The organism is Helicobacter monodelphidis (genome assembly GCF_003288845.1).
In the GTDB taxonomy this organism is placed as follows: Bacteria; Campylobacterota; Campylobacteria; order Campylobacterales; family Helicobacteraceae; genus NHYN01.
In genome coordinates, this window is the sequence record NZ_NHYN01000003.1 from 106,677 (window position 1) to 133,436 (window position 26,760).

Annotated in this window: 26 protein-coding genes; 14 read left to right on the forward strand and 12 right to left on the reverse strand. The window is 36.2% G+C overall.

What is annotated here, in order from left to right; translation table 11 throughout:
* Window positions 1-54: 54 nt before the first annotated feature.
* A complete protein-coding gene (locus tag CCZ01_RS02390) occupies window positions 55-504 on the forward strand; it encodes a hypothetical protein (RefSeq protein WP_112051637.1) in 450 nt (149 codons plus the stop codon).
* Window positions 505-506: 2 nt separating this feature from the next.
* Here CCZ01_RS02390 and CCZ01_RS02395 read toward each other — a convergent pair whose 3' ends face one another.
* The 7 genes from CCZ01_RS02395 to CCZ01_RS02425 all read right to left on the reverse strand — a co-directional run bounded on the left by CCZ01_RS02395 (window position 507) and on the right by CCZ01_RS02425 (window position 9,609).
* Window positions 507-2,243 carry a lytic transglycosylase domain-containing protein gene (locus tag CCZ01_RS02395; protein WP_112051638.1) on the reverse strand — a complete coding sequence of 579 codons (1,737 nt, stop codon included), beginning with the start codon at window positions 2,241-2,243 and terminating at the stop codon, window positions 507-509.
* Window positions 2,240-2,521, reverse strand: a complete 282-nt coding sequence (locus CCZ01_RS02400) for a YggT family protein (RefSeq protein WP_112051680.1) — start codon at window positions 2,519-2,521, stop codon at window positions 2,240-2,242. The genes CCZ01_RS02395 and CCZ01_RS02400 overlap by 4 nt, the downstream gene beginning before the upstream one ends.
* Window positions 2,521-3,849 (reverse strand): glutamate--tRNA ligase, encoded by a 1,329-nt coding sequence (gltX, locus tag CCZ01_RS02405; RefSeq protein WP_112051639.1) that lies wholly within the window; start codon window positions 3,847-3,849, stop codon window positions 2,521-2,523. The genes CCZ01_RS02400 and gltX overlap by 1 nt, the downstream gene beginning before the upstream one ends.
* Before the next feature lie 152 nt (window positions 3,850-4,001).
* Complete coding sequence (locus CCZ01_RS02410; protein WP_112051640.1) at window positions 4,002-5,723, reverse strand: anaerobic C4-dicarboxylate transporter; 1,722 nt, start codon at window positions 5,721-5,723, stop codon at window positions 4,002-4,004.
* A gap of 435 nt (window positions 5,724-6,158) precedes the next feature.
* Entirely contained in the window at window positions 6,159-7,181 is a 1,023-nt protein-coding gene (gene mnmH / locus CCZ01_RS02415) for a tRNA 2-selenouridine(34) synthase MnmH (RefSeq protein ID WP_112051641.1), read from the reverse strand.
* 1 nt (window position 7,182) lies between these two features.
* A complete protein-coding gene (gene pyrC, locus CCZ01_RS02420; protein ID WP_112051642.1) occupies window positions 7,183-8,196 on the reverse strand; it encodes a dihydroorotase in 1,014 nt (337 codons plus the stop codon).
* 24 nt (window positions 8,197-8,220) lie between these two features.
* A complete protein-coding gene (locus CCZ01_RS02425) occupies window positions 8,221-9,609 on the reverse strand; it encodes a phosphomannomutase/phosphoglucomutase (protein WP_112051643.1) in 1,389 nt (462 codons plus the stop codon).
* Between the two features lie 124 nt (window positions 9,610-9,733).
* Here CCZ01_RS02425 and CCZ01_RS02430 point away from each other — a divergent pair, with 124 nt between their 5' ends.
* From CCZ01_RS02430 to CCZ01_RS02465, 8 genes are all read left to right on the forward strand, one after another.
* Complete coding sequence (locus CCZ01_RS02430) at window positions 9,734-10,267, forward strand: UbiX family flavin prenyltransferase (protein WP_112051644.1); 534 nt, start codon at window positions 9,734-9,736, stop codon at window positions 10,265-10,267.
* Window positions 10,267-10,761, forward strand: coding sequence for a pantetheine-phosphate adenylyltransferase (gene coaD / locus CCZ01_RS02435; RefSeq protein ID WP_112051645.1), 495 nt, complete (start codon window positions 10,267-10,269; stop codon window positions 10,759-10,761). Before CCZ01_RS02430 ends, coaD begins: the two co-directional genes overlap by 1 nt.
* Window positions 10,745-11,314 (forward strand): dTMP kinase, encoded by a 570-nt coding sequence (gene tmk, locus CCZ01_RS02440; protein WP_112051646.1) that lies wholly within the window; start codon window positions 10,745-10,747, stop codon window positions 11,312-11,314. Before coaD ends, tmk begins: the two co-directional genes overlap by 17 nt.
* Window positions 11,315-11,401: 87 nt before the next feature.
* Complete coding sequence (locus tag CCZ01_RS02445; protein WP_112051647.1) at window positions 11,402-11,815, forward strand: hypothetical protein; 414 nt, start codon at window positions 11,402-11,404, stop codon at window positions 11,813-11,815.
* A 192-nt stretch (window positions 11,816-12,007) separates the two neighbouring features.
* A complete protein-coding gene (locus CCZ01_RS02450) occupies window positions 12,008-13,495 on the forward strand; it encodes a peptidylprolyl isomerase (protein WP_112051648.1) in 1,488 nt (495 codons plus the stop codon).
* Window positions 13,496-13,510: 15 nt separating this feature from the next.
* Window positions 13,511-14,911, forward strand: coding sequence for a cell division protein FtsA (gene ftsA, locus CCZ01_RS02455; RefSeq protein ID WP_112051649.1), 1,401 nt, complete (start codon window positions 13,511-13,513; stop codon window positions 14,909-14,911).
* 31 nt (window positions 14,912-14,942) lie between these two features.
* Window positions 14,943-16,145, forward strand: coding sequence for a cell division protein FtsZ (gene ftsZ / locus CCZ01_RS02460; RefSeq protein WP_112051650.1), 1,203 nt, complete (start codon window positions 14,943-14,945; stop codon window positions 16,143-16,145).
* A 20-nt stretch (window positions 16,146-16,165) separates the two neighbouring features.
* A complete protein-coding gene (locus tag CCZ01_RS02465) occupies window positions 16,166-17,095 on the forward strand; it encodes a hypothetical protein (protein WP_112051651.1) in 930 nt (309 codons plus the stop codon).
* Window positions 17,096-17,183: 88 nt separating this feature from the next.
* Here CCZ01_RS02465 and nadD read toward each other — a convergent pair whose 3' ends face one another.
* The 4 genes from nadD to dba form a co-directional block, all read right to left on the reverse strand.
* Window positions 17,184-17,762: a nicotinate (nicotinamide) nucleotide adenylyltransferase gene (gene nadD, locus CCZ01_RS02470; protein ID WP_112051652.1), complete on the reverse strand. Its 579-nt coding sequence runs from the start codon at window positions 17,760-17,762 to the stop codon at window positions 17,184-17,186.
* The gene (locus CCZ01_RS10295) at window positions 17,750-17,896 is read right to left on the reverse strand and encodes a hypothetical protein (protein ID WP_181566281.1); all 147 of its coding nucleotides are present in this window, start codon (window positions 17,894-17,896) and stop codon (window positions 17,750-17,752) included. Before CCZ01_RS10295 ends, nadD begins: the two co-directional genes overlap by 13 nt.
* A gap of 233 nt (window positions 17,897-18,129) precedes the next feature.
* Window positions 18,130-19,647: a disulfide bond formation protein DsbI gene (dsbI, locus tag CCZ01_RS02475; protein ID WP_112051653.1), complete on the reverse strand. Its 1,518-nt coding sequence runs from the start codon at window positions 19,645-19,647 to the stop codon at window positions 18,130-18,132.
* A gap of 11 nt (window positions 19,648-19,658) precedes the next feature.
* Window positions 19,659-19,826, reverse strand: a complete 168-nt coding sequence (gene dba / locus CCZ01_RS02480) for a disulfide bond formation protein Dba (protein WP_112051654.1) — start codon at window positions 19,824-19,826, stop codon at window positions 19,659-19,661.
* A 159-nt stretch (window positions 19,827-19,985) separates the two neighbouring features.
* On the opposite strand from dba, the gene CCZ01_RS02485 reads away from it, so the two are divergent.
* The 4 genes from CCZ01_RS02485 to CCZ01_RS02500 are packed head-to-tail and all read left to right on the forward strand — an operon-like array spanning window position 19,986 to window position 23,039.
* Entirely contained in the window at window positions 19,986-20,408 is a 423-nt protein-coding gene (locus CCZ01_RS02485; RefSeq protein WP_112051655.1) for a DUF1104 domain-containing protein, read from the forward strand.
* 39 nt (window positions 20,409-20,447) lie between these two features.
* A complete protein-coding gene (locus CCZ01_RS02490; RefSeq protein WP_112051656.1) occupies window positions 20,448-21,122 on the forward strand; it encodes a response regulator transcription factor in 675 nt (224 codons plus the stop codon).
* Window positions 21,094-22,305 (forward strand): sensor histidine kinase, encoded by a 1,212-nt coding sequence (locus tag CCZ01_RS02495; protein WP_181566282.1) that lies wholly within the window; start codon window positions 21,094-21,096, stop codon window positions 22,303-22,305. Before CCZ01_RS02490 ends, CCZ01_RS02495 begins: the two co-directional genes overlap by 29 nt.
* Window positions 22,305-23,039 (forward strand): TIGR02757 family protein, encoded by a 735-nt coding sequence (locus CCZ01_RS02500; RefSeq protein ID WP_112051658.1) that lies wholly within the window; start codon window positions 22,305-22,307, stop codon window positions 23,037-23,039. Before CCZ01_RS02495 ends, CCZ01_RS02500 begins: the two co-directional genes overlap by 1 nt.
* Here CCZ01_RS02500 and CCZ01_RS02505 read toward each other — a convergent pair whose 3' ends face one another.
* Complete coding sequence (locus tag CCZ01_RS02505) at window positions 23,040-23,405, reverse strand: hypothetical protein (protein ID WP_112051659.1); 366 nt, start codon at window positions 23,403-23,405, stop codon at window positions 23,040-23,042.
* 199 nt (window positions 23,406-23,604) lie between these two features.
* On the opposite strand from CCZ01_RS02505, the gene CCZ01_RS02510 reads away from it, so the two are divergent.
* Complete coding sequence (locus tag CCZ01_RS02510) at window positions 23,605-26,754, forward strand: acyl-CoA dehydratase activase (protein ID WP_112051660.1); 3,150 nt, start codon at window positions 23,605-23,607, stop codon at window positions 26,752-26,754.
* The last annotated feature ends 6 nt before the right edge of the window (window positions 26,755-26,760 follow it).

A 26,760-nucleotide genomic window follows, 5' to 3' on the forward strand; every position in this document is an offset into this window, starting at 1 on the left:
TTTGGTATATTTTTTGCTTTAAAGCATTCACAAACAATTAAAGGAGCTAAATCAATGAGAGAGCATCATTATCAACAAGCCTCCGCACAAGAACATCAAGACGATATTCTGATTGATATTCAACTTCAAGAAAAATCAAATAAATTACTTGACGATTGGAAAGAAAAAATGCAAAAAGCAGGTGCTGGGGACATTGCTGAAGAAATGGTAAACGAGGCACAACGACAGGGCATTAAACCAATTAATATCGTTACCCCCTTTATTTTCAAGCAGGTCAAAGAGAGCTTACAAGAAGCACAAGGGTTATTAGAATCTTTTGCTGGACATAAACAATTATTTACACAAAACTACTTTAATGGCACAAATCGAGAAGCAATTAAGAATGAAATTTTAGAGTATCTACACGATACACTCAAAAATTTCAAAAGCACAGGAAATCAGGAGCAAGACACGAATAAGAAAAAACTTTACAATGGTTTAATCAACGCTATACAAAAGACTTAATTTTATCGCAATAACCTTTGCAAGGCTTCTTGTGTCGTGATATTTTTTCCTAGTAACCGCTGGTAAATAATATAGTTTGTCATCACTTTTTGCCCATAGTTTCGAGATTCCTCATAAGGCACAAACTCCATACTCCACCAGGGGTCCAAAGGATTTTTCTTAGAAAAAATCGGTTGCTTTAATATTCTTCTTGCAAAACCAGAACCGCCATTGTATGCATACGCAATAAAAAGTGGCTCTTTGAATTCTTGCTCCAAATCCCTCAATAAAAATTCTGCGTATTTAATATTAATCGCTGGATCAAACATATCTGTGTAATATCTTGTCTCATTCAACTTTTTTGCAATGGATTCTACATTAAAAGGCATAATTTGCATCATACCCAAAGCATAGGATATAGAAACAGAGGCAGGAATAAAAAAGCTCTCTTGCAAAGAAATAGCATACAACAAAGCTTGTTTATCTTGGCTATACCTCTCAAACAATTCCCGATACGGACGAATATAATAATGAATTCTAAATTGATTTTCTCTCCTTAAAGCAAGGGCTAAATGTGGCTCTGTTTCTTTTGTTTGCAAAGTCGCTTTGATGCGTTTTAGGCTATCTTCCCCAGCACGAATTCTCTCTTGCATATTCAGCCACTCAAAGGGGTCGGTAATATCCCATTGGGTATTCTTAACTTTAACATTTGGCGGTAAAATATCATATACGATACGAAAAGCAGGTGCTACATTCAGCTTTTCTGTCGCATACAGTGAGTAAATATTTGGATAACCGCTACGAGAAACTTTCTGCAAATACTCCACATTCTGTGTTATCATATAAAACCAAAAATTAATTCTATCACGCATAATAGGGTCTTGAGATTTCTTTGCAGAACGTTCCAGATAAGTCAAAGCAGCTTGTTTTCTCTGATGCTTAAACGCATTCAAACCCAAGTAAAAAAGAGTAATCGCATCAGGTGCAGTGATATTATTAACCTCTGCAATACTTGCCTGTAACTTTGGATATTGTGGATTCATTATAATCACTCTTAAAAGTCGCCAAAATTTTTTGCTTTTTTGGTTGGCAAGATGATTAATCTTATTGGCAGGGATTTTTGCTTCAAATTGCTTTAAACGATAATCAAGCGGAACACCATCAAAAACAGATGCGAAAATTGCAGGGTCTGCATTTAATAAAGCCTGAATCGGATTTCTCGCAGCAAGAATACCCAATTGTTGTGAAAGCTCTGGATTCACTTTTTTAACCTTACGCGAAAGAGAAGCAAGCTCCCCTTTAGGGAGTGTTGCAGCATCTTTTAGAGTCAACGCATAACTAATACATTTTGCATCTTGTCTTAAAAGATCTTTAAGTGTCATACGCTCACAAATCGTTTTACGTCCTAATGTTTGGTTGCTGCCCTTTTTATAATACAAGCCAAAAAGTTGTGTATTTTGGCGATGAACAAGCTTATGTGCCGCATCCGCATCCGCCTTAGAAATATCTTGCTTTAAAAATAACCAAATGTAAAAATCTCGCACGATTCCCTTGCGCTGATTACGTAAAAAATCAAGCGTGATTCTTTGTTTCTGTCTTAAGCGAGAATCTCTATGCTTTGAGTCCGCCAAAATTTGTTGTGGGACTGCATTGGAATTGAAAGAAGAAGTGTTTTTTTGTGGTGATGATAAGGGGTTACGCATAATCTCTTCTGCAAATAGAACAACGCAAAATATGCACAAAGAGACAAAAAATCTCATAAACTTCTTCCCATATATGTTATAAAAGTATTAATAAACTGTAAAGCAATAATAACAATTAGGGGTGCAATATCTAATCCAGCAAAATTTGTTGGTATTTTTGTGCGAATCCAATTATAGACAGGCTCTGTCAAGTTCCTTAGAATCTGCACAATTGGATTATAAGGATCAGGACGCACCCAACTTAACAATGCAGAAATAACAACAATCCAAGTATAGGTTGTAATCAAAATGCTGATTGTGCTAATCACAGCAACAATTAATGAATCAAAAACAATCATTTTTCATCCTCAATTTGTACAATGTCTTTCAAAAACCCCCATATCAAAGGGTATAAATCACTCAATTCCGGTCCATTCAAATCATTTGTAAGCAAAATTCTCAATGGCTTAAAAAAACGTTTCCCTTTAAGATGCGTACGATTCATCGCCTCTGCTTTAAAACTCTCAAAATCCGCCAAACAAAGATGCTTTTCTTCAATAATTGATTTTAAGGCAGAATAAAGCAATCTTGCATCATCTCTGAATTCTTCCCATTCGGGCTTATCTAGTTGCTTTTTGCTAAAAATTTTCCGAATATGGTCACGCAATTCATTCAAAGTGCTACTTTCTTGTAAATAAAATTTTGCTAACTCGCCAACACCCGCATCTTTGCAATCTAGCATTAACGCTAAATCTTGATTGCTAATTCTTTTAAAATGCTCACGATTCAAAAATCTTAATCGCTTAATGTCAAATTTTGCAGGGGCTTTGGCAATATTTTTAATCTCAAACCAAGTGATAGCCTCCTGCAATGTAAAAACCTCTGTAGGAGGATTATTTCCCATCGCAATCAAATAATTTGCAATAGCTTGAGGCAAAAACCCTTCTTCTAAAAGCCAAGAAACGCTAGAACTTTTCTCGCGTTTGCTCATTTTCTTACCCTCTTCGTTCAAGATAATAGGTAAATGTGCAAAAGTGATTTGTTTAGGATAATCCAGTGCTTTATGGATAAGAATTTGCTTAGGCGTATTTGTTGTGTGGTCCTCTCCGCGTACAATAAAACTCACATCATAAAGCATATCATCAACTGCACAAGCAAAATTATAAGTCGGCATTCCGTCCGGACGTAAAATCACAAAACTTTCAATTTCTTGTTGCTCAAACCGCAATTCACCCTTAACCTCATCAGAAAAACAAATCGCTTCATTTGCACCTCTTAAGCGCAATACTGGTTGTTGATTAGCATCTTTTTGCAAATCTGCCCATGAATCATCATAACGAAAAGCCTTTTTTTGCTTTTGTGCCTCTTCGCGTTTAGAATTTAAAAATTCTGTCGTGCAATAACAATGAAAAGCCTTACCTGTCTGCAAAAGATGATGGGCAATTTGGTGATGATAATTCAAATTTGCACTTTGATAAACAAGTTTATCCCATAATAAACCAAATAGAGTCAGAATCTGCAAAATTTCTCTATCTGCGTCTTTAATATTTCTTTCTTTGTCTGTATCTTCAATTCTAATCAAAAATTCTTCATTGCGTTGTTTGGCAATAATATAATTAAAAATTGCTGCCCTTAGGTTTCCAATATGCATATCCCCCGTAGGGCTTGGAGCAAAACGAAGCATATTTTTCCTTTCAAAATTAAAATAATTAAAATTGTAACGCTTATTCGCCTAAACTTTAATGAAATAACTTTTTTAATAAGTAGATAATTTTGCAGACAAAAATAGATGCCCCATTCTATAAAAGACCATTTATAGAATGAAACAATCAAAAATTATGCCAAGAAAGGCACGATAACAAATCCTAACGCAACTGTAATTGCAATTGCTAAAACACCCGGCACAATAAATGCATGATTAAAGATATATTTCCCGATTCTTGTGCTTCCTGTATCATCCATTTGCACTGCACCCAAAAGGGTAGGATAAGTTGGCAACACAAATAACGCAGAAACAGCCGCAAAAGACGCAACTAGAATGTAAGAATCTCCAGGATTTAACGCAGTAATCCCCAAGGCACCAATCACTGTTGGCATAATTGCTTTTGCAGTTGCCGCTTGTGAATATAAAAGCATACTTGCAAAAAATAATGCAACAGCCAACAGCCACGGATACTGTTGCACCATTTTTCCAGCAAGAAGACCAATTTCTTTTTCATGTGCCCCAACAAAAGTATTTCCAAGCCATGCTACACCAAGAACACATACACAAGCTGTCATCCCTGCCTTAAATGTCCCTGTATCAAGTAGTTTTGTTGTATCCACTTTACAAAAAATTACAATCAAAGTCGCAATAGCAAGCATAAAACTCATAATTGCCCCATCTCTAGGTAAGCGCACAGGATCAATATAGCTTTTTACAATTGCAAAAAGGCTTCCTATAATGCCATCTTTTTGCACATAATCCGTAAGAAACTGATTAGAATTCGTAATCAGATAATCTAAAGAAGTTTCCATCACCTTACTGGCTTCAGCATTCTCTGAAAGTATTGGTAGCAAGTTTGCTTTTGTTTCCTTTAAAACATCTTGATAAGCATCAATCTGTGAGGAATCATTTTTGAAATCTGCCGCATAAAACTTTTGCTTTGCAGAAGCAATTTGTGTGTCCACAGCCTTCACAATCTCAATCCCTTGTTCATTGCCTAATGGAACTTTATCTAAAATCTTAAGACGTGCTGATTCTAATTCTTTATCCATATACACCGGCACAAAATCATTCACAAAATTCAGCATAGGAATTCTAACTACATTAGAAATGCTTGTTGCATAAAATACAACCAATACGACACCGGCTAAGAAAATCATCACAGAAGTTTTTGCACTTTTAGGTAGAGAAACTTGGTGAATTCCACCTTCAACTTGTCGAATTAAACCAGCCTTTAAACGTTCTTGATACACCGGATCGCTAGAAAGATCTAAATTGGAAAACTTACTCACAATAAAAGCAGTAATCATACAACCACAATAAGTCGTAATTGCCCACACAAGAAGTAACATCGGATAACTCCATCCATACTTTTCCAACTCTCCAGACATCCACACAACTGCTGCACTCACAGGACTTGCAGTAATCGCAATTTGGCTTGAAACAACTGCAATAGAAAGCGGGACAGAGGGCTTAATGTTTTGCTCTTTAGCTACCTCAACAATAACAGGAATCATAGAAAACGCCGTATGTCCAGTTCCAGCAAGAAAAGTTAGCAGATAAGTTACTGTCGGTGCAAGATAGTTAATTTGCTTAGGATTCTTTCGCAAAACCTTTTCTGCAACCTGAACCATATAATCTAACCCACCAGCTACTTGCATTGCCGTAATTGCTGCAATTACGGACATAATAATCAAGATAACATCCCAAGGGATTGCACCAGGCTTTAACCCCAGCCCCAAAGAAAGCAAAATTACGCCAATTCCACCAGCATAGCCAATCGCCATACCTCCCAAGCGGACACCCAAAAAAATTGCTCCAAACAGAACAATAAGTTCTAACGCTAACTCCATCCTTCTTCCTTGTTGTTTTTAAGATACCTTAAAATAAAGGGTGAAAATATACTAGCAGAAAAAAACTAAAATTTAAAGAAAACTAGCCCTACCCATCGCGGACAATTCATTGATTCTTAAAATAACATTTTGTGTAGCTACACAGCCATTACGCACCAGAAAAATATTCTTTAGGCAATTAATTTAGCAAAAGATATGAGTCTACTAAGTTCTTTACGATCAGACTCAAACTTGCATCTTATCAAATTAGAACCTTTATTGAGTACACTTAATCCAAAATTTCAAATAGTATGCCTTCTGTTAGCTAAAATTTTATATTTTTGTTCTAAAAATGATTTTTGTGCTAGAATCAACGGCGATAAAATGCTAGATAACACAAAGAATCTTTTTATTTTATTCATTAAGCAAACTAAAAATCTAAACAGCAAGGCAACGCTATCCTCTTTGCTCTAACTCTCTAAGGATTCCTTTCCTAACCCGGTTTAATTTTTGCAAAGTTGTTTGTATGTCTGTATGCTTGATTTTAAGATGAAAATCACTCGGCTTATAAACTTTATCATAATATTCTAGCAATAAGATCCTTGCACAAGATTCCAAGTCCCCTCGCTTAAAAGCTTCATAACAAGCATTCCACGCATTTTTAGACATATAGGTTTGAATTTTGGACATAGCTTTTGAGAAGAATTCAAGATTCATCACTCCATATTCTTGAACGATGCGTTTAACCCTATCTTCTAACGGCGATTCAATATAAATCTTGAATCCGCATTGATACGCTTCCACAAGGGGAGTGGGTAAAATAATTGTACCAAGTTTTTTGCTTTCACATTCAATCAGGGCAATTTTTTCATTTGTCCTTTCCTGTCTATGTAGCTCCTCAAAAAGTGAATTTTGAAACATTTTTGTGGAGGGTTGTGTTCCCTTAATACCCCCAAAGCTAGAACCCAAATGATACGCCAACTCTTCAAGGTGGATGCCATATTCACAAGTAGCAATAATTTCGCTCTTTCCGCTACCTGTGGGACCACAGAGGGTAATAAAAGAAAGGTTTGGTGGGGAATTCAAAGCAGTACAAACCTTTTGGCGATAGCTTTTATACCCACCCCTCAAGCGGTAGATTCTGTATCCAATTTCACTCAAAATCACACTTAAAGAGTTACTTCTCTGCCCACCCTTTGCACAATAAAGTATCACTTTTTTAGAAGGGTGGATATGGTCTGAGATAGTTTTTAAAAGCTTTGAAATATTTTCACAAACATAAGAAGCCCCCAAAATACGGGCAGAGAATGGGTCTTTTTTGTATTGCGTACCAACAATACACCTTTGTTCATCACTTAAAACCGCAAGATTAATTGCCTTTGGAATATGAGAATAAGCAAATTCTGAAGGTGAACGCACATCAAGGATGCAATCAAATTCAAGACTTGAATATTCAGCAATATCGATATTTTGAATCATACTAAAATGATGATTGGATAGACCAGCTTATCTCTTTTTCACTCAAAAAACTAACAACACCCTCGTATTCTCTAGCTACCTTAAATGGCTTTTTTACTAAAGTAATGGCACGTTTAGGTGGATTAAACTGATAGATTCTTGTTGCATTCAAAGACAAAAAAGGTTGCAGAAATTCCAAGGCGTTATTTTTTTCAAATAACTCTACTAAAGCAGGCAACAATACAGGGGCTGAAAATACGCCCGCAGCACAATAAGGACATTCTTTATCTTCTCTCAAATGTGGAGCTGAATCGCTACCAAATGAAAACTTAGGATGTGCATTAAATGCTGCAACCCTTAATGCATCTCTGTCTCTTGGCAATTTAAATGAAGGCTTACAAAATAAATGAGGCTGGAGTTTATCACCCATCAAATCATCAAGCGTAAAAAGGAGATGGTGAAGCGTAATTGTTCCAAATGTATTTGCGTATCGCTCAATCACATCAACAGAACGTGCATCTGAGACATGTTCTAAAATTAAACGCAATTTTGGGAACATTTTTGCTAACTCTTCAAAAACGCCTAAGAATTCAAATTCCCTATCCATAACAAAACCACTACTTTCACCATGCAAGGAAAGGATCATTCCAACATCTTCAATCATCTTAAAAATTTTCAAATTCTTTGAACTTAAAAGCTGTTTTGGCCCTTTATCGCTATTTGTTGTCAGCCCTCTTGGATAAAGCTTAATAATTTTAATTCCTGCAGTCTTTGCTTGTGTCAATTCTTCTTTAGTTAAACCTTCATGATAAAAAAGTGTCATTAGAGGTAAAAAATCTGCACAATTCGCAGCAGTTACAATGCGAGATTCATATTCTTTGACAGATTTTGTATTCTTAAGTGGTGGCAATAAATTAGGCATAATCACAGCAGCGGAAAATTGCGAAACACTAAAGGCAATAACCCCTTCCATCATTGCACCATCGCGTAAATGTAAGTGCATATCGCACGGACTATTCAGAGTAACTGTATCCATAATTATTCTCCTTTATTTATTAATTTAACTATATTGGCTTGAGTTATTGATTTCTTGCAATAAGCGATGCATAGCTTTTTCATAAATTTTTAAATTCTCCTGTTTATAAGATTCAAAACGTGTGACAAGCATGGGTGTCGTATTACTTGCACGAATCAACGCCCAGCCTTCCTCAAAATTAATTCTCACACCATCAACATTAATAACATCTTCAAATGGAGGAAAATAGGAGGGCGGATGATGCAATCTTTCTCTGAATGTAGCAATAATAGAAAATTTCGATTCTTCTGTAGTCTGAATTTTCAGCTCATCAGTTGAATACAAAACAGGCAGAGATTCTATTTCTCTATCTAAATCAACGCCTTTTTGCATTAATTCAAGCACCCGTAAAGCAGCATATATTGCGTCATCATATCCAAAGTATCGGTCATTAAAAAATAAATGTCCACTCACCTCTGCCCCCAAAGATGCATTTAATTCCTTGATTTTTGTTTTAATATTACTATGCCCCGTTTTATACATATATGCCCTACCTATGCGGTTAATCTCGTTATACATATTCATAGAACATTTCACTTCACCCACTACAACAGGATTAGGAATATGTTTTGCAAAAATAATCGCTAGCTCATCGCCTTTCAACACGCGTTTAGGTGTAATGACGGCAATCCTATCTCCATCACCATCAAAAGCAAAACCCACACCACCTTTTTGTGTAACTTTTTGCTTAATTTCAATAAGATTTTTTTCTTCTGTTGGGTCCGGATGATGGTTAGGAAATTCCCCATCAGGATTCATATAAAGCCCATCATAGGCAATATTTAAACGGTTAAGAATGGGTGCTATACCAACTCCAGCAACCCCATTACCACAGTCAAGAGTTAAAGGGATTTGCAAACCTTGTAAATGTTTAAAGGCTTGAGTTAAGTACTGAATGTAACATTCTAAATAATTTACTTCAGTGATATGAGTCATCGCAATCGTAGAAATTTTTGCCTGTAAGATTTTCTCAACTTCCTCCCCTAAGGCATAAATTTCATCACCAAAAAAGGGTTTTTTATCAAGAGTAATTTTAAAACCATTATATTCTTTAGGATTATGAGAACCTGTAATCATTACAGATGCAGCGATTTGCTTACCCCCCTCAAAAAGAGTAAAATAGGCAACAGGCGTAGCAACTAACCCTAGATTCAAAACCTCCACCCCTGCTTTTGCAAACCCTTGTGCCAACCACTCAAAAAGCTGTTTTGAATGCACTCTCGCATCATAACCAATTGCAACTTTTAAATCAGGTTTCTTAAAATAATTTACAATATGTTCGCCAAGCAAAAAACCAATTGCTTGCACTCTTTTGTCATACAATTCGTGTGGATAAATCCCGCGTATATCATATTCTCTAAAAATTGTTTTCATCATTATAGCCTTATTATCCTACAAAAATACGGCGTAATTGTAACATAATCTCCTTAATCTCTGTATGTTAAGCCCTCCAAAAAATGTGTTATAATAGCGGAATTGATAACTTAAGGAAATACGATTGAAACAAAGAATCTTAGTGGCATTAAGTGGTGCAAGTGGTGTTACGCTTGGAAGTAAACTCATTGCCGCTATTCCCCCACACATAGAATGTCTCGTCATAGAGACTGATGGTGCAAAACAAGTTAAAGAACGTGAATTTATGCGTGAATATGTACTTCTTGATGATTCTGACATCGGTGCTTGTGTTGCCTCCGGTTCATTTGTCTGCCAAGCAATGGCAGTTGTGCCTTGTAGCATGAACACTCTTGCAAAAATTGCACATGGCATTGCAGATAATTTAACAACAAGAGCTGCAAGTGTTTTTATTAAGGAAAGACGGCTACTCCTGCTTTCTCCTCGAGAAATGCCTTTTTCAGCCATTGCCTTAGAGAATATGTCTAAACTTAGTCACCTTGGAGTGATTATCTCCCCTCCTGTAGCAGCATATTATGCGGGTATTCAGACTTTGGAGGAGATGGAAAATTTTTGGGTTGGAAAATGGCTTGATATTTTAGGGATTGAGCATTCTTTATTTCATCGATGGGAAGGTTAATGTATCGTAAAGCAATTTATCCGGGGACTTTTGATCCCATCACTAATGGGCATTTAGATATTATTCGTCGTGCAAGTTCTATCTTTCAAGAAGTGATTGTTGCTGTCGCTGAATCGGCTTCAAAATCACCGATGTTTTCACTTCAAGAACGCAAAGAAATGATTGAAATTGCATTAAAACACATGGATGGCAATATAAGCGTACAAAGTTTTGATTGTTTGCTGGCGAATTTTGCTAAACAAAATGGTGTTGTTGTTCTTGTGCGTGGCTTAAGAGCGGTTAGCGATTTTGAATATGAATTACAAATCGGTTACGCCAATGCCTCATTAAATAAAGATTTAGAGACAGTTTATTTTATGCCTAGCTTAGAAAATGCTTTCATTAGTTCCTCTGTTGTACGTTCCATTCTTACCCACCAAGGTAAGATTTGCCACTTAGTACCTTTTGAAGTATGCCGTTATTTACAGGAGAAGGGTTATGTATGTAGTGCTTGAAGGCATTGACACAAGCGGAAAAAGCACACAAATTCAATCTTTAAAGCAGAAATTTCCAAATGCAATTTTTACCAAGGAACCTGGTGGAACACAAGTAGGGTTAGAATTGCGTGAAATCGCTTTACATAGGCAGATTTCCCCTTTATGCCGCACCTTTTTGTTCCTTGCTGACCGTGCAGAACATTTCGAACGCATCATTCTCCCTCATAATGACAAGCTAATTATTTCGGATCGTAGCCTTTTTTCAGGAATAGCATACGCAGATAATATTGATGAAGAATTATTATTAAAAATGAATCAATACGCCATTCACTGTCACATTCCTCATTTAGTCATCTTACTTGAATTAGATAAGGCGGAACTAAGACAAAGATTGTCGCAGAAAATCCCTGATAGAATTGAAGAATGTGGGGTTGAAAAATTACTTTACATTCAAGCAAGAATCAAGAAGTTCATAAAGAAGCTAAATTGTCCTTGTGTATGTATTTCATCTTCAGAATCTAAGGAAAGAATTACAGAACTCATTACAAAGAAAATTAAAGAATTAACATAAAACTACAAAAGTGGAACTCCTTGTGCTTAGAACACTGTCATAACACCTAAATCCCAAAGGATTGAGAGGCAATTTCAAGGAGAAAATATGCGAATTAAACTTCTAGCAATATCGGTTGGAACAATGTTTATATTGGGTGGATGCATGATTCCTAACGAATGTGGCTTATCGTATAATTACAATGCAAAAATGACAAATTTTTATGACTCTCAAGGAATGTATCATGAGTCTTGCCCCAAAAATATCATTAATTATGATGAGATTCGCCCTCGATATGGGGAACACAACCCTTATGTTTATGATGATCTTTATACACCTGTTCCGGCAGATTCTCCACGCGGAATACAAACACAAGAACGCGAACGCGAACGCTGGGAAGCAAAGCAAAGAGAACTTGCTGAATTGCAGGGTATGAGTGGAGGAGAAAGAAGTGCTTACCCCAAAGGACAACGACCAGGAGAAAGTAAATTTAATGATTTTTCAGCTGACTGGAATTTTTAACCTATTATGGGGATAGCGATAAATTACACAAGCAAACTAAAAGCTATCCCACAAATATTGTGCTTAAAGAAGTCATAAATCTATCAAAAAAGATTTAAACCCTTTCTTATCTATAATTGAGTATAATTGTTCTTTTATTGCAAGAACCTTGTCTGATAAAATAAATGAAGAATATACTAAGGGTGTTTTAGAATGATTCAATGGATGCAAAAACACAAAAAATATCTTGTCGTCACAATTTGGATTAGTGCTATTTCCTTTATAGGTGCTGGTTCTGTTGGCTGGGGAGTCTACAGTTTCTCCGGTGCTGGGGGCTATGTTGCGAAAGTGGGTGATTCTATAATCACAAAAAGTGATCTTGCCCGTGAATATAGTCGTTTGCACGAGGTCTATAGTAAAATCACTGGTAGCAATATTGATGAAAAAACTGCCCAATTCTTGAATATTCAAAAACGAGCAGTGGACAATTTAATTTATCTAACCCTAATGCTTAATTATGCAAGCGATATAGGCTTGTTTACTACCGATGAGGAAGTTGCTAGAGAAATCAGCAAAGACAAAGATTTTTATGATGAATTTGGTTTGTTTAGCCAAAAAAAGTATACGGAAATTCTACAAGCAAACAACATAAAGAAAGCTGATTACGAAGAAGCGTTGCGCAAATCTTTACTGCTTAAGAAACTTGATAGTATTTTAGAACCGATTATGACCCCCCTTGAAGAGCGGAGTGCAGCCTCCTCTTTGTTTATGAAAGACCAAATCTTGATGGATATTTTAACTCGCAACCATCAGGCTGAATCTGTTATTGAAATCAATGATGAAGAACTTAAAAAGTATTGGGAGAATAATCAAGCTTTATATATGGGAGAAAAAGAATATAAAGTGATTTATGATCTTTTTAAAAAAGATGAGATTCAAACTTCACAAGCTGATATTGAACGTTATTACGATGATTTTAAAAGTAATTATATTGACAAAAGTGGAAGGCAAATTCCTTTGGAAGAAATTCAAGACAGGGTGATTGAAGATTATCGTACAAATGAAGCACGTAACAAGGCACGCGAACGTTTCATCTTATATAAGAAAAATTCTAACCTACAAGGACAAGAAAAGACATTCACGGAGCGACAAATACAAACAGAATTTGGAGATAAGTTTATGCAAGAGCTACTAGGTTTGTCAGTTAAATCGGCTATGGAACCCGTGTGGGTAGAATCTAAGAATGCATTCGTATCATTGAAGCTCATGGAAATAGTTGAGGCAACACCTCTTTCGTTTGAGATGGCGAAAGAAAGAGTTGCAACAGATGTTTTACACCAAAAACAAATGGCATTATTGGAGAATGCGGCAAAAAAGGCTCTGGAAGATTTTCGTGGGGATTCAATTGGTTGGATTATGCGTGATGAGTCCACGAAAATCAAAAACCTTTCAGAGGAAGATTCTTTAGATTTTTTAGCCGATTTATTCAATAGCACAAATTCAAAAGGCTATATTTTGCAAGGTGAAAAAGCGATTTTATATCAAATTAAAGCTCAAGAGCTTTTTAAAGAATGGGAAACTCCAGAGCAAAAAGATTTTTTTATGGCAAATTTTAAACAACTGAAGCGACAAATTGTCGAGGATGCTTTTTTAAACTATCTCCAAAAGCGTTATCGCATTGTTCGAGCAGAAAGTTATTAAAGGAAGTAATGGTTTATGAATAACGAGACAATTCTGGGTATTGATGTTGGCACATCAAAAGTGTGTGCAATTATTGCAGAGGTAAAAGATGGCATTCCTCATGTAATTGGAACGGGTTTGCATAAATCTCAAGGGTTGCGTAAAGGGGCAATTGCAAATATTGAGTTAGCAAGTCGTGCAATTAAAGCTGCCATCAATGATGCAAAAAGGGTTGCTGGAACAAACTGTTCCAAAGCAATTATTTCTATTTCGGGTGTGTATACAAAAAGTTTCAATAGTTCAGGGATTGTAAATATTCCAAATAGCGAAATAGGGACTCAGGAAATTAACCGCGTTATGCAGACAGCATTGTACAATGCAACAATCCCTCAAGAATCTGAAGTAATTCATGTTTTACCTTATAGCTTTAAGGTTGATGACCAAGATTTTATCGATGATCCTATGGGTATGAATGGAAATCGCATAGAGGTATTTGTTCATATTGTTTGTGCTCAACGTTCAAGCCTTAACAACCTTAAAAAAGCTGTTCGTTCATCAGGTGTGGAAGTTGCCAATATTGTACTTTCAGCCTATGCCTCTGCCATTGCCGTTTTGAATGATGACGAAAGGGAACAAGGTGTAGCGTGTATTGATATGGGTGGTAGCACTTGTGATTTAATCATTCACGCTGGAAATTCAATTCGCTATAATGATTTTTTAGGCGTAGGCTCTCAACATATCACAAATGATTTGGCTATGATTCTTTCCACACCCATAGCAGCAGCTGAAGAAGTCAAGATTCGCTTTGGATCCTTACGCAAAGAAAGTTCTCAAAGTGGGGATAAAATTGAGCTACCAACAACAAACGATGAAAAAAACATTCAAACAACAGAAGCTGATGTTGTCTATAATATCATTTACGCACGAACAGAAGAAACACTTATGTTCTTAGCAAAGTTTTTAGAAAAAAGCTCGCTACAAGACCATTTAGGTGCAGGGGTTGTATTAACAGGCGGAATGGTTAAGTTAGAAGGCATCAGAGAATTGGCAAGTGCAATTTTTACAAATATGCCTGTTAGGATTGCAAAACCTCACGATGTGCTTGGGCTATTTGAATCCTTGAGAGACCCTAGCTACTCAACTGTTGTAGGGCTTATTTTATATGGTGCAGGCCATTTCACAAACTATGAAATAGATTCAGAAAAAAAACTTTTAGTAAGAATGGGGAAATTTAATAATGAAGATGTTAATATTTCACTAGCAAACCCAACACATGAAGTGAATGCTTTGAAAGATTTGGCTACACAAAGTCCAAATCAAACGACTAGCGAGGAGATAAAAACAAACTCGGGTCGTTTTAAAAATATGAAACAAGTCGACCATGAAACGGAAAATTTTATGAGTCGCTTTTGGCGTTGGTTGACGCAACTATTTTAAGGGTGAATCTATCTCAACTAAGGGGACAAGCATGATGGACATTCAAATTATGGAGACACAACCTCCAATAGAGGGTGCAAAAATTAAAGTTATAGGTGTAGGTGGCGGGGGTGGCAATATGATTAGCTACCTTATGCAAATGGATATTGACGAAAGTATCGAATTAATTGTTGCAAACACAGATGCACAAGCTTTGCATAAGTCTCCGGCACCGACAAAAATGCAACTTGGACTAAATGAAACAAAAGGTTTGGGTGCAGGAATGAAGCCCGAAAAGGGCAGAAAGGCTGCAGAGGAAAGCTATGAGGACATTAAAGCCGTTTTGGAAGGTGCAGATATTGTTTTTATCTCTGCTGGTTTAGGTGGTGGGACAGGAACAGGAGCAGCACCTATCATTGCGAGAGCTGCGAAAGAGGTGGGTGCATTAGTGATTGCAGTTGTAACAAAGCCTTTTAAATTTGAAGCTGGAAAGCGTGATAGGCTTGCAAAAGAAGGTTTTGTTGAGCTAAAAAAAGAGACAGACACTATTGTTGTCATTCCAAATGATAAGCTTCTTAGCATTATTGATAAATCTGCAGGACTAAAAGAAACTTTCAAAATTGTTGATAGTGTTTTAGCAAAGGCTGTTGATGGAATGAGTCGTGTCATTCTCCAAACAGGAAGCAATGATATTAATGTTGACTTTGCAGATGTTTGCACGGTAATGAGTTGGCAGGGTGCTGCATTGATGGGCATGGGTGAGAGTACAGGCTCTAATGCAGCATACGAAGCCATCAAAAGTGCAATTGAATCGCCACTATTTGATAATATCTCAATCAACGGTGCAAGAGGCTTGCTTGTGAATTTTCGGCTACACCCCGATTACCCATTTCAAGAGATTAGTGCGGCTATGGAGTCTATCTGCAATAGTCTTGATACAGATGCCGATGTGTTCTTTGGAACGCATTCTGATGATACACTACCAGAAGATAAGATTGAAGTTACAATTATTGCAACAGGATTTGAAAAAGAGCAAGAACAACAGAGTATTGCAGTAACATCCCCAACACCAATTTCAAACAATACGCAACAACTTTCTAGTCAACCGGTCAGTGGTGGCGAACAAACCGCCGCAAGTCTTTCTGCATCACCTATGCAACACATGCAATTAAGACGTGTCAGTGGAAGTGATTATTTTCAAACTAACCCCGATGATTTAGATCAACCTTCGTTTTTCAGAAAACAGATGGATTAATTTTAAAGGAGTATGGAAGTGTGAAAGAGGGCTTTATTGATTCCTTAAAGCGATGGAGAAAAAATGCCAGTGCGAGATTGCGTGGCGTCCCTTTTTTCGACATCAGACAGGCTAGAAAGGATTTTCAACATCTGCTTTCCTCTTCTGTAACACTTCCTAAACCCTCGACTTCTAGCGAATATATTTTATCCCTAACAACATTTCCGGAACGTATCCATGTTGTTGGTTGGACACTCCTATCGTTCTTTATTCAAACACAATTACCCAATCGTATTATCCTTGTCTTAAAGAGAGAAGAGTTTCCTTTGGGTGAAAAACAACTCCCTAAAGAATTATTTCACTTTCAGGAGATGGGTTTAGAAATTCTATGGGTCAACGAAAACCATCGCTCATATGCCAAAATTATTCCGATTCTCAACCGTTACCCAGAAGCAACAATCATTACCGCTGATGACGACCATTATTACACTTCAGATTGGCTAGAAAAATTAATCACGAATCACAAAAAAGAACCGCAATATATCCACGCTCACCGCGTTCATCACCTTAACTTTGATGAAAATAGGCAATTATTACCTTACAATCAATGGCATCTTGCTCTATTGGACAAGGACAGTAAACCTAATCCATCATTTTTTAATTTTGCGACAGGTATTGGCGGAGTTCTCTATCCACCACACTGCTTCTATAAAGACATTTGTGATTCTTCTTTGTATCTCAAAATTTGCCCAAGTGCCGATGATATATGGTTATGGGGAATGGAAGTTTTGGCACACCGCCAAATCAAACGAATAGAGGGACGCTATGACCGCCCTATTGGCACAATGCTTTCACAAAAAACTTCATTATCTTATGAAAATGTCCATCACTCAGCAAATGATATTCAAATACAACAACTTCTAGCACATTACCCAGAAATTTTAGAAATTCTAGCAATACAACAAAATTAATCAAACTCTTTTGGGAAACCATAAAAACATACGGACACATAACTATCCGGTGCATAGAATTAGTTATAGATCCTTTACCTTAAATACATTATAAAACAAATGGAATAAATGACGCGATATCTATATCCTTTTTGATTTTTTCACGCAAATCTGTAGAGCTGATGGCACATTCAAAAGGCACAAATGCACACTGAATTTCTTCTAAAATTCCTACATCATATGAGCCTGTTGAACGTCCAAAAATAATAAAACTAACCTCTTTTTTTAGTTTTTCAAACTGATTCCATTCTGACAATCTCCCTAACTGGTCTTCACCCACAATCAATGAAATAGGTATATTTGGAAAAAGTCCTTGCGTATGCTTTACGGTTAGAATTGTCGGCGTGGGTCGATTCTGCTCAATCTCAAAATCAAGAATCTCCACATTTTGTAATTCTTCTTGCATAATAATTTGTTCTAACCACCTTTGTCGTTGTTGAGGAGAAAATAATGAGGAAGTTTTAAAGGGATTCAAGAATGATGGAACAATCAGCAACTTCGCTATTGGATAAGCAAGAATATGCTTTATTATCAAGAAATGTCCATTATGAGGTGGATCAAAAGAGCCTCCGAAAAGCACAATCGGTGGTTTTGATAACTGTGAAAGCAATGATACTAAATCAAACATAAATAATCCTTGTTGCCATATACTTCTTTAACTGCATCTTTTAAACCTGTTAATGTCACCACCTTTTCTTTTACAACTTCTGCGGAATGTCCTTGTTTGTTGTCTATCCTCGTTTGAATACTTTTGTCAATCATCTTAAAAATTCGTCCATTATTCCCTTTTTTTGGTTGTAAAATTAAAGGTATCTTTAAAAGATTCTACTTGCTGTGGTTGTTTTAATCTCTTACAAAAGTATTATGATTGTTGTAACCTGTTGTTATCATTTTATTTCCTTGCTATTAAAATTGCCTTTACCCTTAATATTTAATAAGCAAAAATAGAAAAAGAAGGATTAATGGTGGGCGAAATACCCACCTAAAAGAATCAATCACTCAACGCTATAGAGAAAATTTGTATTGTTTTGGTAAGAAACAAGTTGTATTTTTTCTCCATCAAAATAAATCGCTCTTGCATTTTGAATTTCTTTTGGATAGCTCATTACCTCAACAACCTCTTCACTCTTAATGTCAATCACAACAATCACATTGTAATTCTTACTTAAGGCATAAATGCGCCCATCATGATACATCATAGAGGTTATATATAAATCCCCTAAACTACGATTCTCTTTGAGGTTTGCTTTAGGTGTGAATTCCCCTGAAAGTATGCGGTCATACAAAGAAAACTTACTAATCACAAAAGTTTTCTTATCTTTATTATTTGGAACGGTCGCCATATAAAAATAGGCGTCATCGTTAGTGATACTTGCGACATGATGGAACTTAGAACGAACAGTGTCAATTCTTCCGCGTCCTAAACCATCGCCCTGTCCCTCAAATCGGTCATACCCACGCACAAAATGAGCAAATTGTAACGCATCATCTGCTTCATCATTTTTCTTGAAACGCAAAAAAGTCTTATTTGAACCCATCAAAAGATATTTATCTTCCATGTAAGGAATAACCCCAATAATAGGATCAATTGTTGCTGAAAAATAAGGATCAATTTCAAATTCACCCTTAATTGCAAAAGAGTTATCCAAGAAAGAAACTATCCATTTAGAACTCACAACCCATTCACCATTAATATATCTCATTGAATTGATTGGATAGGGATATTCAATTTTTTGTGTTTGTGTTAACACAAGGCTTCTATCAATAGTCTTGAATGGAGAATTTGCAGAATCTGATTCAAATTGGATACCGAGATTCGCACCATTGGGTGCAAACGCATAATCTGGACTCTTCACATCTCTTTTACCCAAAAAAGATATATTCTGCCAAGTGCCTTTCCAACCATCTGTTGACCAAATGATATATTTTGGATTCAAAGTAAACCTTACGGGATCACCTTGTCCAGTATAAGGTGGAACACCCGTCGCAACAAAGGCTTGAAATACATTAGAAGCAATAATAAATGCTGAAATTCCAAAAGCAATAAATGTAAATTTTGTCATTTCACGTACTTTCTTACCTTTCATTTCCTCTTCAAAAGTGCTAAATTTCGGTGCAAAAAGAAAGATAATCCCCAAAAGCACAATCACTGCCCAAAAAACAACTTCAGCCCAAAAATAAGTATGAATACCAAATACTTGAAGACTAAAGCCCTGATCTAAATCACGATGGGCATGATTACCATAATGAGCGAAACTCTGATACAACCCAAAAGCCGTCATTACCAACAATGTTGCCAAGTACTTACCGTTCAAACCATAACGTACAATAAAAAATGCAATGACGCCGATAAAAATCATACTCTGTCGCTGTGCCCAACAAAGCGTACAAGGGCTATCACCTAAAATATAGCCAAAAACAAAATTAGCAATACCAACAGGGAGCAAAATTAACAAAAACCCTGCCCAACACATCAAGCTATAAAAATTTCTTGCCTTATTCATCTCGTTCATTGTGCCACTCCTTATAGATTCATAATTGTGAGTAATGCACTAGATTTATGCCCCACAAACAAAAATGCCATAATAGCCCAAGACACCATCACTAAGCCAAAAGCCAATTTCTCTTTCTCTGGTTTTTTGATGATGATAATTAAACCTATCAACACCAAAAGTATCTCCAAGAATTCCATTCTGTTATCCTTATAAGATTGAATTATGAAAGCGGGAATTATAAAACATTAATATTTAAAATTTAAACAATTATTTTAAATATTTTCAACAAAACTCACAGATACTTCACACAATTTTTATATACTTCCATCGTTTTAAATAAACAAAAAGGAGCAAAAATGAAAACTATCTCTTTAATTTGTGCAAGTGCAATTTTATGCACAGGTATTGTAGCGGCGGCAGATTTTTCGAAAACATCTTTGGCAGATTTGCAAAATATGTCTGGAAAAGTTAAACCACAAGACGCATTGGATTATCGTATGGAACTCCATAAGCGTATGGAAGAAATGACGGTCAAAGAGGCAAGAGAATTTCGCCAACAATTAAGGGAGAAAGCGAGAGCAAATCACGATAAAATGACAAAAGCAGAACTTCAAAAATACAGAGAAGATGTGAGGACGCAAATGCAAACCCAACTCGATTCTATGCTTGTTAAGGATGCAAGAGCAAAAGGTGTGCTAAAATACGGAATGATGGGTGGCAAAATGCACGGCAAACACCCAAAAAAAGGTGGACCTCACAATCGACATCACGATATGTAGTTGTGAAACCCAAAGTAGAGGATAAGCTAGGAGGATACGATGGCTTACAAGATTCTAGTGGTGGAGGACGATTCTCTTTTGCTAGAGATGATTGAAGAATTCTTAAGTGAAGAGGGCTTCATCATTCAGGCACAAGAAGATGCAAAAAAAGCACTAGAACTTGCTTATGAAGAGAGTTTTGATCTTTACATTTTAGATGTTAAGCTCCCCTCTATGGACGGGTTTACACTCCTTAAAGAAATTAGGAGACTAGGAAAAAATACTCCTGCCATCTACACGACCTCTTTAAGTAGCATAAAAGACTTGGAGGAGGGCTTTAGAAGTGGTTGCGATGATTACCTTAGAAAGCCTTTTGAACTCAAAGAACTCTTAATTCGCATCAATGGGCTACTCAAGAGAAATTTTTCACACCAAAATGAAGATTATGAGGATTTAGGTAATGGAATTTTATTTTCTTATCAGCAAAAGGCACTCTTTCGCCACCAAGAAAAAATTCTTCTCCCCCACAAAGAGTTAGAGTTACTAACTCTCTTATTGCAAAATAAAAATCGCTTTGTCGGTGTTGAAGAAATTTTTGAACGCCTTTGGGCTTATGAAGAAACGCCAAGTGAATTAAGCTTACGTGCCTATATTAAAAATCTGCGTAAGTTATTAGGCAAGGAACGCATTATTAATCAACGAGGTAGTGGCTATTTGTATGACGCTCAATCATAAAGTAATTTTAAAAATTCTAACACTCTATTTAATCAGTACTGGCTTCTTTTTAATGATTACCTTAAGTGTTACCTATACTCTCCAAAAACGCATTCTTATTGAAGAAGAAACAAAAAGAATTTATGATGCTAGGGGTGCGATTCATTTTATGGCACGTCATAAAGAATCACTCACATTACAGGATTTTATCGAAATAGCGGAAGATTACGGCGTTAGAATCGCCTTTATCGATTCTTCGAAAAATATACTTTTATCTAATCTTTCTCATCAAAAAGTTATATCACTTCCAGTACCCAAACGACAGGAGGAAACATATATTGTAGATGGACATTTATTTTTATTTTCTCATTTACGTTTTAAACCCACGCCAGAAATAAGGAAAATTCTACCCAAAAAAACCCTACTTATTTTAGAAGGAAATAACATCTCCACACAATTACACAAATTGACTCTTACTTATATTGTACTTTTTCTTTGTGCAATGGTGCTAATGGCAGTTGTTGCATATTTTCTAGTACGACTTTTTCTACGTCGCTTAGAAAGCCAAATTCAATGGTTAGAGCATTTTTTAAAAGATTCTACCCATGAAATCAACACTCCTCTTAGTGTTATCATAATGAGTATTGAACGTTTTGATACAGAAGAGTTATCCCCAAAGAATCGTAAAAAACTCACTAACATTACACTTGCAGCAAAAACATTAGCCCACATCTACGATGACCTTGTATACTTGAATTTTCCACATACACATTCCACAGAAATACAAAACTTCAGCCTTGATTCCCTCATTAAAGAGCGTCTCGAATTCTTTGCTTTACATATCGCACAGAAAAATATTCAAATCCAAACTCATTTACAGAGCTTGAATCTGTGTCTTAATAGACAAAAAATTAGCAAATTGATAGATAATCTCATCAGCAATGCCATTAAATATAATCACAAAGATGGTTTTATCCATATTTGCATTCAAGAACACATCTTAAGCATTGAGAATAGTGGACAACCCATCACGGATACGCAAGGAATATTCACACGTTATGAACGATATGACCATACACAAGGTGGTTTTGGGATTGGGCTAAACCTTGTTCAAAGCATTTGTGAAGAATGCCACATTCAAATAGAAGTCCAAACCACTCCCCATTCTAATTGCTTTATTCTTCATTTTTCAAAAGATTGCTAATGATTTCTGAATCCATCAAACAACTCATAAAAGAACAATATAAACGAAACCATACAGAAGAATTACAGAAAGCTGACCCTTTAAAAATTGTCCATCAATACAAAAAAGAACCGCATATTGATAAAATTGCCCTCGTTTGTGCCTTACTCGCTTATGGTAATGTTCATCAGATTCTTCGCACACTTGAATCTTTAGATTTTTCTTTATTGGTTGCATCTGATAAAAAGATTCTCAGCACAAAATTTCCTTATTATCGCTTCCAAACTCAACAAGACATTCAAATGCTTTTCATTGCACTCTCAAAAATTAATCTCAAACAAGCATTTATCCATGGAATTCAGTCACACAATATTCTCACAGGAATTTCTCATATGCAAAAATCCCTATACGATGCTGTACCGCATTACTCAACTAGAGGGTTTACATTCTTAATTGGGCAGATTAATGGTCAATCTCCACTCAAACGATGGAACTTATTTTTGCGTTGGGCAGTGCGTAAAGATTGCTTAGATATTGGTTTTTGGGAAGGGGTTATTCCTTGCAGTGAGCTTTTACTCCCACTTGATACACATTCTTCACGTATAGCAAGAAAACTTGGCTTGCTAAAACGAAAAAGTAACGACATAAAAGCTGTGCTAGAAGTCAGCCACAATCTCAAGCAGCTTGATTCTAGCGATCCAATTAAATATGACTTCGCCCTTTATCGCATAGGACAAGAGAGACTTTTAGGATAATTAATATGCACGATTACCATAACACTTCCATTCAATTTTTCTTGCAGTTACCTGCGGAATTTGCGGTATAGTGTTTGGGTCTTGCATCCCTTGTGGTGGCACATAGCCCTGCAAAACATCAACTTCAACAAGCTGTCCAATATATAAATCCTTAAATGAACCATTACTATCCCAAAGCCCAAACCAACCGCAATCATCGCCTTCCATACGCGTATGAGGTAAAACCTTCACAACAACAGAGCTTCCCCAGCCACCTAAAGTTATCGTTTTTGCCTGGTTATCAATTGCGATAATCTCGCCATTAATATCCCAATCTGCAAAAAGACTCATTGTTGCACACAAAAGTAAAATACATATTTTTTTCATTGATGACTCCTTAAGTATTACTGACAAAAGTGTAACAAAGAAGTGCAAAGAAAATGTCAAGTTTTTGTCGTAAACTATACAATAATTTAAATTAACTCGCTTGTATGGTTTAGCTATATTTTCAGTAAAGAATAGTTTTGTTGACTGAAATCTATTTTTCTGCTAGAGTTACAATAATTTAAAATATTAAGGAATAGATATGGGCTTGACGCTGGGTATTGATATCGGAAGCACAACAGCAAAAGTTGCCTTGCTTGATGGAGACGAAATCATCTACAAACGTTATGAACGTCATTATTCAAAAGTGCGTGAAAAAAGTATTGAAATTGTAGAAGGTTTAAAAAACATTATTCAAGATAGGGAGTTTAAAGTTTCTTTATCAGGTTCAGCAGGATTTGGAATCTGCAAAGTAGCAGGTATTGATTTTGTACAAGAAGTATTTGCCACCGCAGAAGCTGTTAAATTCTTAGAGCCAAGTACAGATGTTGTTATTGAATTGGGTGGTGAAGATGCAAAAATTTTATTTTTGAGTGGAGGAACTGAAGAAAGAATGAATGGATCTTGTGCCGGGGGAACAGGGGCATTCATCGACCAAATGGTTACCCTACTTGCTATTTCTGCTGAAGAATTTGACGCTATCTCCTTAAAACATAAAAAAATCTATCCCGTTGCCTCACGTTGTGGCGTCTTTGCAAAAACCGATGTACAACCCCTCCTAAATCAAGGTGTTAATAAAGAAGATATCACTGCGAGTATCTTTCAAGCTGTTGTCGACCAAACCATCACTGGCTTAGCACAAGGAAGAGAGATTGGTGGAAAGGTAATGTTTTTAGGAGGGCCTTTATTTTTTTACAAGGGTTTGCAAGAAAGATTCACCCAAACTCTCAAACTAGACAAAACATCAGCTATTTTTCCAGATTACGCACAATATTCTGTCGCTATTGGGGTAAGTCTATGTGCAAGAGAGAGCGAAAAAACATTCACTTGCGATAGTCTCATCACAAAGTTAATTGAATCTAAAAATGCTGCTTCGCGTAATAAATATTTAGAACCGCTTTTTAAGGATGAGCAAGAATTCAGTGCATTCACAAAACGTCATCAAAATGCCTCTGTTGATGAAATTGACATTGATGTCGCATTTATTCAAAATCAGTACAAAAAACTTGACGCCTACATCGGCATTGACTGTGGTTCTACGACAACCAAACTGATTATCTTAGATTCAAACAACCATATTCTCTATCAATACTACAACTCCAATCAAGGCAACCCAACAAGTGTAATTCAAGACCAACTAAACTATATCTATCGCCACCTTGGGGATAAAATCAATATCAGAGGCAGTGCAGTGACCGGCTATGGGGAAGAATTAATCAAAGCAGGTTTTGGGCTTGATGCGGGAATTGTGGAAACAATGGCACATTTAAAAGCGGCACAATATTTCAACCCACGCGTAGACTTTATCATCGATATTGGTGGACAAGATATTAAATGCTTTTTTATCCGCAACAACAGCATTGATTCCATTTTATTGAACGAGGCTTGTTCTAGTGGTTGTGGTAGTTTTATCGAAACTTTTGCAAAATCAATGGGCTATAATGTCTCTGAATTCTCAAAGCTTGGGCTAAAGTCAAAACACCCCGTTGAATTAGGTAGCCGTTGCACCGTTTTTATGAACAGCTCCGTCAAGGAAGCTCAAAAAGAGGGTGCTTGTATTGAAGACATTAGTGCAGGACTATCAATAAGTGTTGTAAAAAATGCTATATACAAAGTAATTCGTGCAAGAGATGCTGATGATTTAGGGCAACAAATCGTCGTGCAGGGTGGAACATTCTTAAATGATGCCGTATTGAGAAGTTTTGAGAAAGAAATTAACAGGGATGTAATTCGCCCCAAAATTAGCGGACTGATGGGGGCTTTTGGTGCAGCTTTACACGCAAAAAGCCTAAATCTTTTTGAATCAAATATTATTCAAGAAGAAGCATTACAACAATTCTCACATAAAGCAAAAGCGACTGTATGTAAAATCTGTGGCAATAATTGCAACTTAACCATCAATCGTTTTAGTGATGATTCAGGAAACAAAAGGAAGTTTATCTCTGGAAATCGTTGTGATAAACCTCTAGGTTTAAAAACACTCACATTCCTACCTAATCTCTATGAATATAAACTCAATAAACTCAAATCTTTAACAGAATATGCAGAATATGACCCGCCTAAAAACATTAAAGGAAAAGTCGGCATTCCCCTTGCCCTAAATATGTATGAAAATCTCCCTTTTTGGCATAAGCTTTTAAGTGAACTTGGGTATGAGGTTGTCGTTTCAGATATTACAACAAGAGACACTTTTACGAAAGGACAATATAGCATTCCAAGCGATACAGTTTGCTATCCTGCAAAACTTGTGCATGGACATATTGAAAACCTACTAGAAAAGGGGGTAGACACTCTATTCTATCCTTGTATGAGCTATAATTTTGAAAGCACAGACCAACATCAAGACAATAGCACAAACAATTATAATTGCCCTGTTGTTGCCTATTATCCAGAGCTTCTGAATGCAAATGTGGACAAACTAAAAAATGTCAGATTCTTGTATCCTTATATGGGGCTACATAAAAAAGATGATTTTTATAAAAAATCTGTAAAATTTTTTACACAGGAATTGAATCCGCTACATAAACAAAATTTAATTTCTAAATCCTTAGATTTCTTCACAAAAGGGCTTAAAGCAAGCGAGAAAGAATTTAGGGAGGCTTTGCAAAAAGCGTACGAATTTCGCCATCAATGGCTTGATGATATTAAAGCGTATGGAGAAAAAGTCTTAGACATTATTCATCAAAAAAATCTGAAAGCAATCGTGCTTTGCGGAAGACCTTATCATATCGATCCAGAAATTAACCACGGCATTGATAAACTCATTAACTCTTTAGGCTTGGTTGTTTTAAGTGAAGATTCAATTGCTCACTTAACAGAAGCAAAAGATTTACAAATTCTCAATCAATGGAGCTACCATTCACGACTTTATAATGCTGCAGAATTTGTGTGCAATTATCCAAATATCGAACTTGTCCAGCTTGTCAGTTTTGGTTGCGGAATTGATTCCATTACCACCGATGAAGTACGTTCTATTCTAGAATCTAAAGGTAGATTCTATACTCAACTCAAGATTGATGAGATTAGCAATCTTGGTGCAGTAAAAATCAGAATCCGTTCGTTACTAGCAGCAATGGAAGAAAAAATGGTAGAAAAAAGAAGGCTAGAAACCCCTAAACGTTTTGAAAATAGTCTAATTTTTAAAAATGTCAATCTGCAAAGATTAGCAGACATTGCTTCAACAATATCTTAAGGAGAA

Bases quoted from the DNA above. Each gene is read 5' to 3' on its own strand.
- CCZ01_RS02390 (WP_112051637.1), top strand. From the start codon at position 55: ATGAGAGAGCATCATTATCAACAAGCCTCCGCACAAGAACATCAAGAC.
- CCZ01_RS02395 (WP_112051638.1), bottom strand. From the start codon at position 2,243: ATGAGATTTTTTGTCTCTTTGTGCATATTTTGCGTTGTTCTATTTGCA.
- gltX (WP_112051639.1), bottom strand. From the start codon at position 3,849: ATGCTTCGTTTTGCTCCAAGCCCTACGGGGGATATGCATATTGGAAAC.
- CCZ01_RS02410 (WP_112051640.1), bottom strand. From the start codon at position 5,723: ATGGAGTTAGCGTTAGAACTTATTGTTCTGTTTGGAGCAATTTTTTTG.
- mnmH (WP_112051641.1), bottom strand. From the start codon at position 7,181: ATGATTCAAAATATCGATATTGCTGAATATTCAAGTCTTGAATTTGAT.
- pyrC (WP_112051642.1), bottom strand. From the start codon at position 8,196: ATGGATACAGTTACTCTGAATAGTCCGTGCGATATGCACTTACATTTA.
- CCZ01_RS02425 (WP_112051643.1), bottom strand. From the start codon at position 9,609: ATGAAAACAATTTTTAGAGAATATGATATACGCGGGATTTATCCACAC.
- coaD (WP_112051645.1), top strand. From the start codon at position 10,267: ATGTATCGTAAAGCAATTTATCCGGGGACTTTTGATCCCATCACTAAT.
- tmk (WP_112051646.1), top strand. From the start codon at position 10,745: ATGTATGTAGTGCTTGAAGGCATTGACACAAGCGGAAAAAGCACACAA.
- CCZ01_RS02445 (WP_112051647.1), top strand. From the start codon at position 11,402: ATGCGAATTAAACTTCTAGCAATATCGGTTGGAACAATGTTTATATTG.
- CCZ01_RS02450 (WP_112051648.1), top strand. From the start codon at position 12,008: ATGATTCAATGGATGCAAAAACACAAAAAATATCTTGTCGTCACAATT.
- ftsA (WP_112051649.1), top strand. From the start codon at position 13,511: ATGAATAACGAGACAATTCTGGGTATTGATGTTGGCACATCAAAAGTG.
- ftsZ (WP_112051650.1), top strand. From the start codon at position 14,943: ATGATGGACATTCAAATTATGGAGACACAACCTCCAATAGAGGGTGCA.
- nadD (WP_112051652.1), bottom strand. From the start codon at position 17,762: ATGTTTGATTTAGTATCATTGCTTTCACAGTTATCAAAACCACCGATT.
- CCZ01_RS10295 (WP_181566281.1), bottom strand. From the start codon at position 17,896: ATGATTGACAAAAGTATTCAAACGAGGATAGACAACAAACAAGGACAT.
- dsbI (WP_112051653.1), bottom strand. From the start codon at position 19,647: ATGAACGAGATGAATAAGGCAAGAAATTTTTATAGCTTGATGTGTTGG.
- dba (WP_112051654.1), bottom strand. From the start codon at position 19,826: ATGGAATTCTTGGAGATACTTTTGGTGTTGATAGGTTTAATTATCATC.
- CCZ01_RS02485 (WP_112051655.1), top strand. From the start codon at position 19,986: ATGAAAACTATCTCTTTAATTTGTGCAAGTGCAATTTTATGCACAGGT.
- CCZ01_RS02490 (WP_112051656.1), top strand. From the start codon at position 20,448: ATGGCTTACAAGATTCTAGTGGTGGAGGACGATTCTCTTTTGCTAGAG.
- CCZ01_RS02500 (WP_112051658.1), top strand. From the start codon at position 22,305: ATGATTTCTGAATCCATCAAACAACTCATAAAAGAACAATATAAACGA.
- CCZ01_RS02505 (WP_112051659.1), bottom strand. From the start codon at position 23,405: ATGAAAAAAATATGTATTTTACTTTTGTGTGCAACAATGAGTCTTTTT.
- CCZ01_RS02510 (WP_112051660.1), top strand. From the start codon at position 23,605: ATGGGCTTGACGCTGGGTATTGATATCGGAAGCACAACAGCAAAAGTT.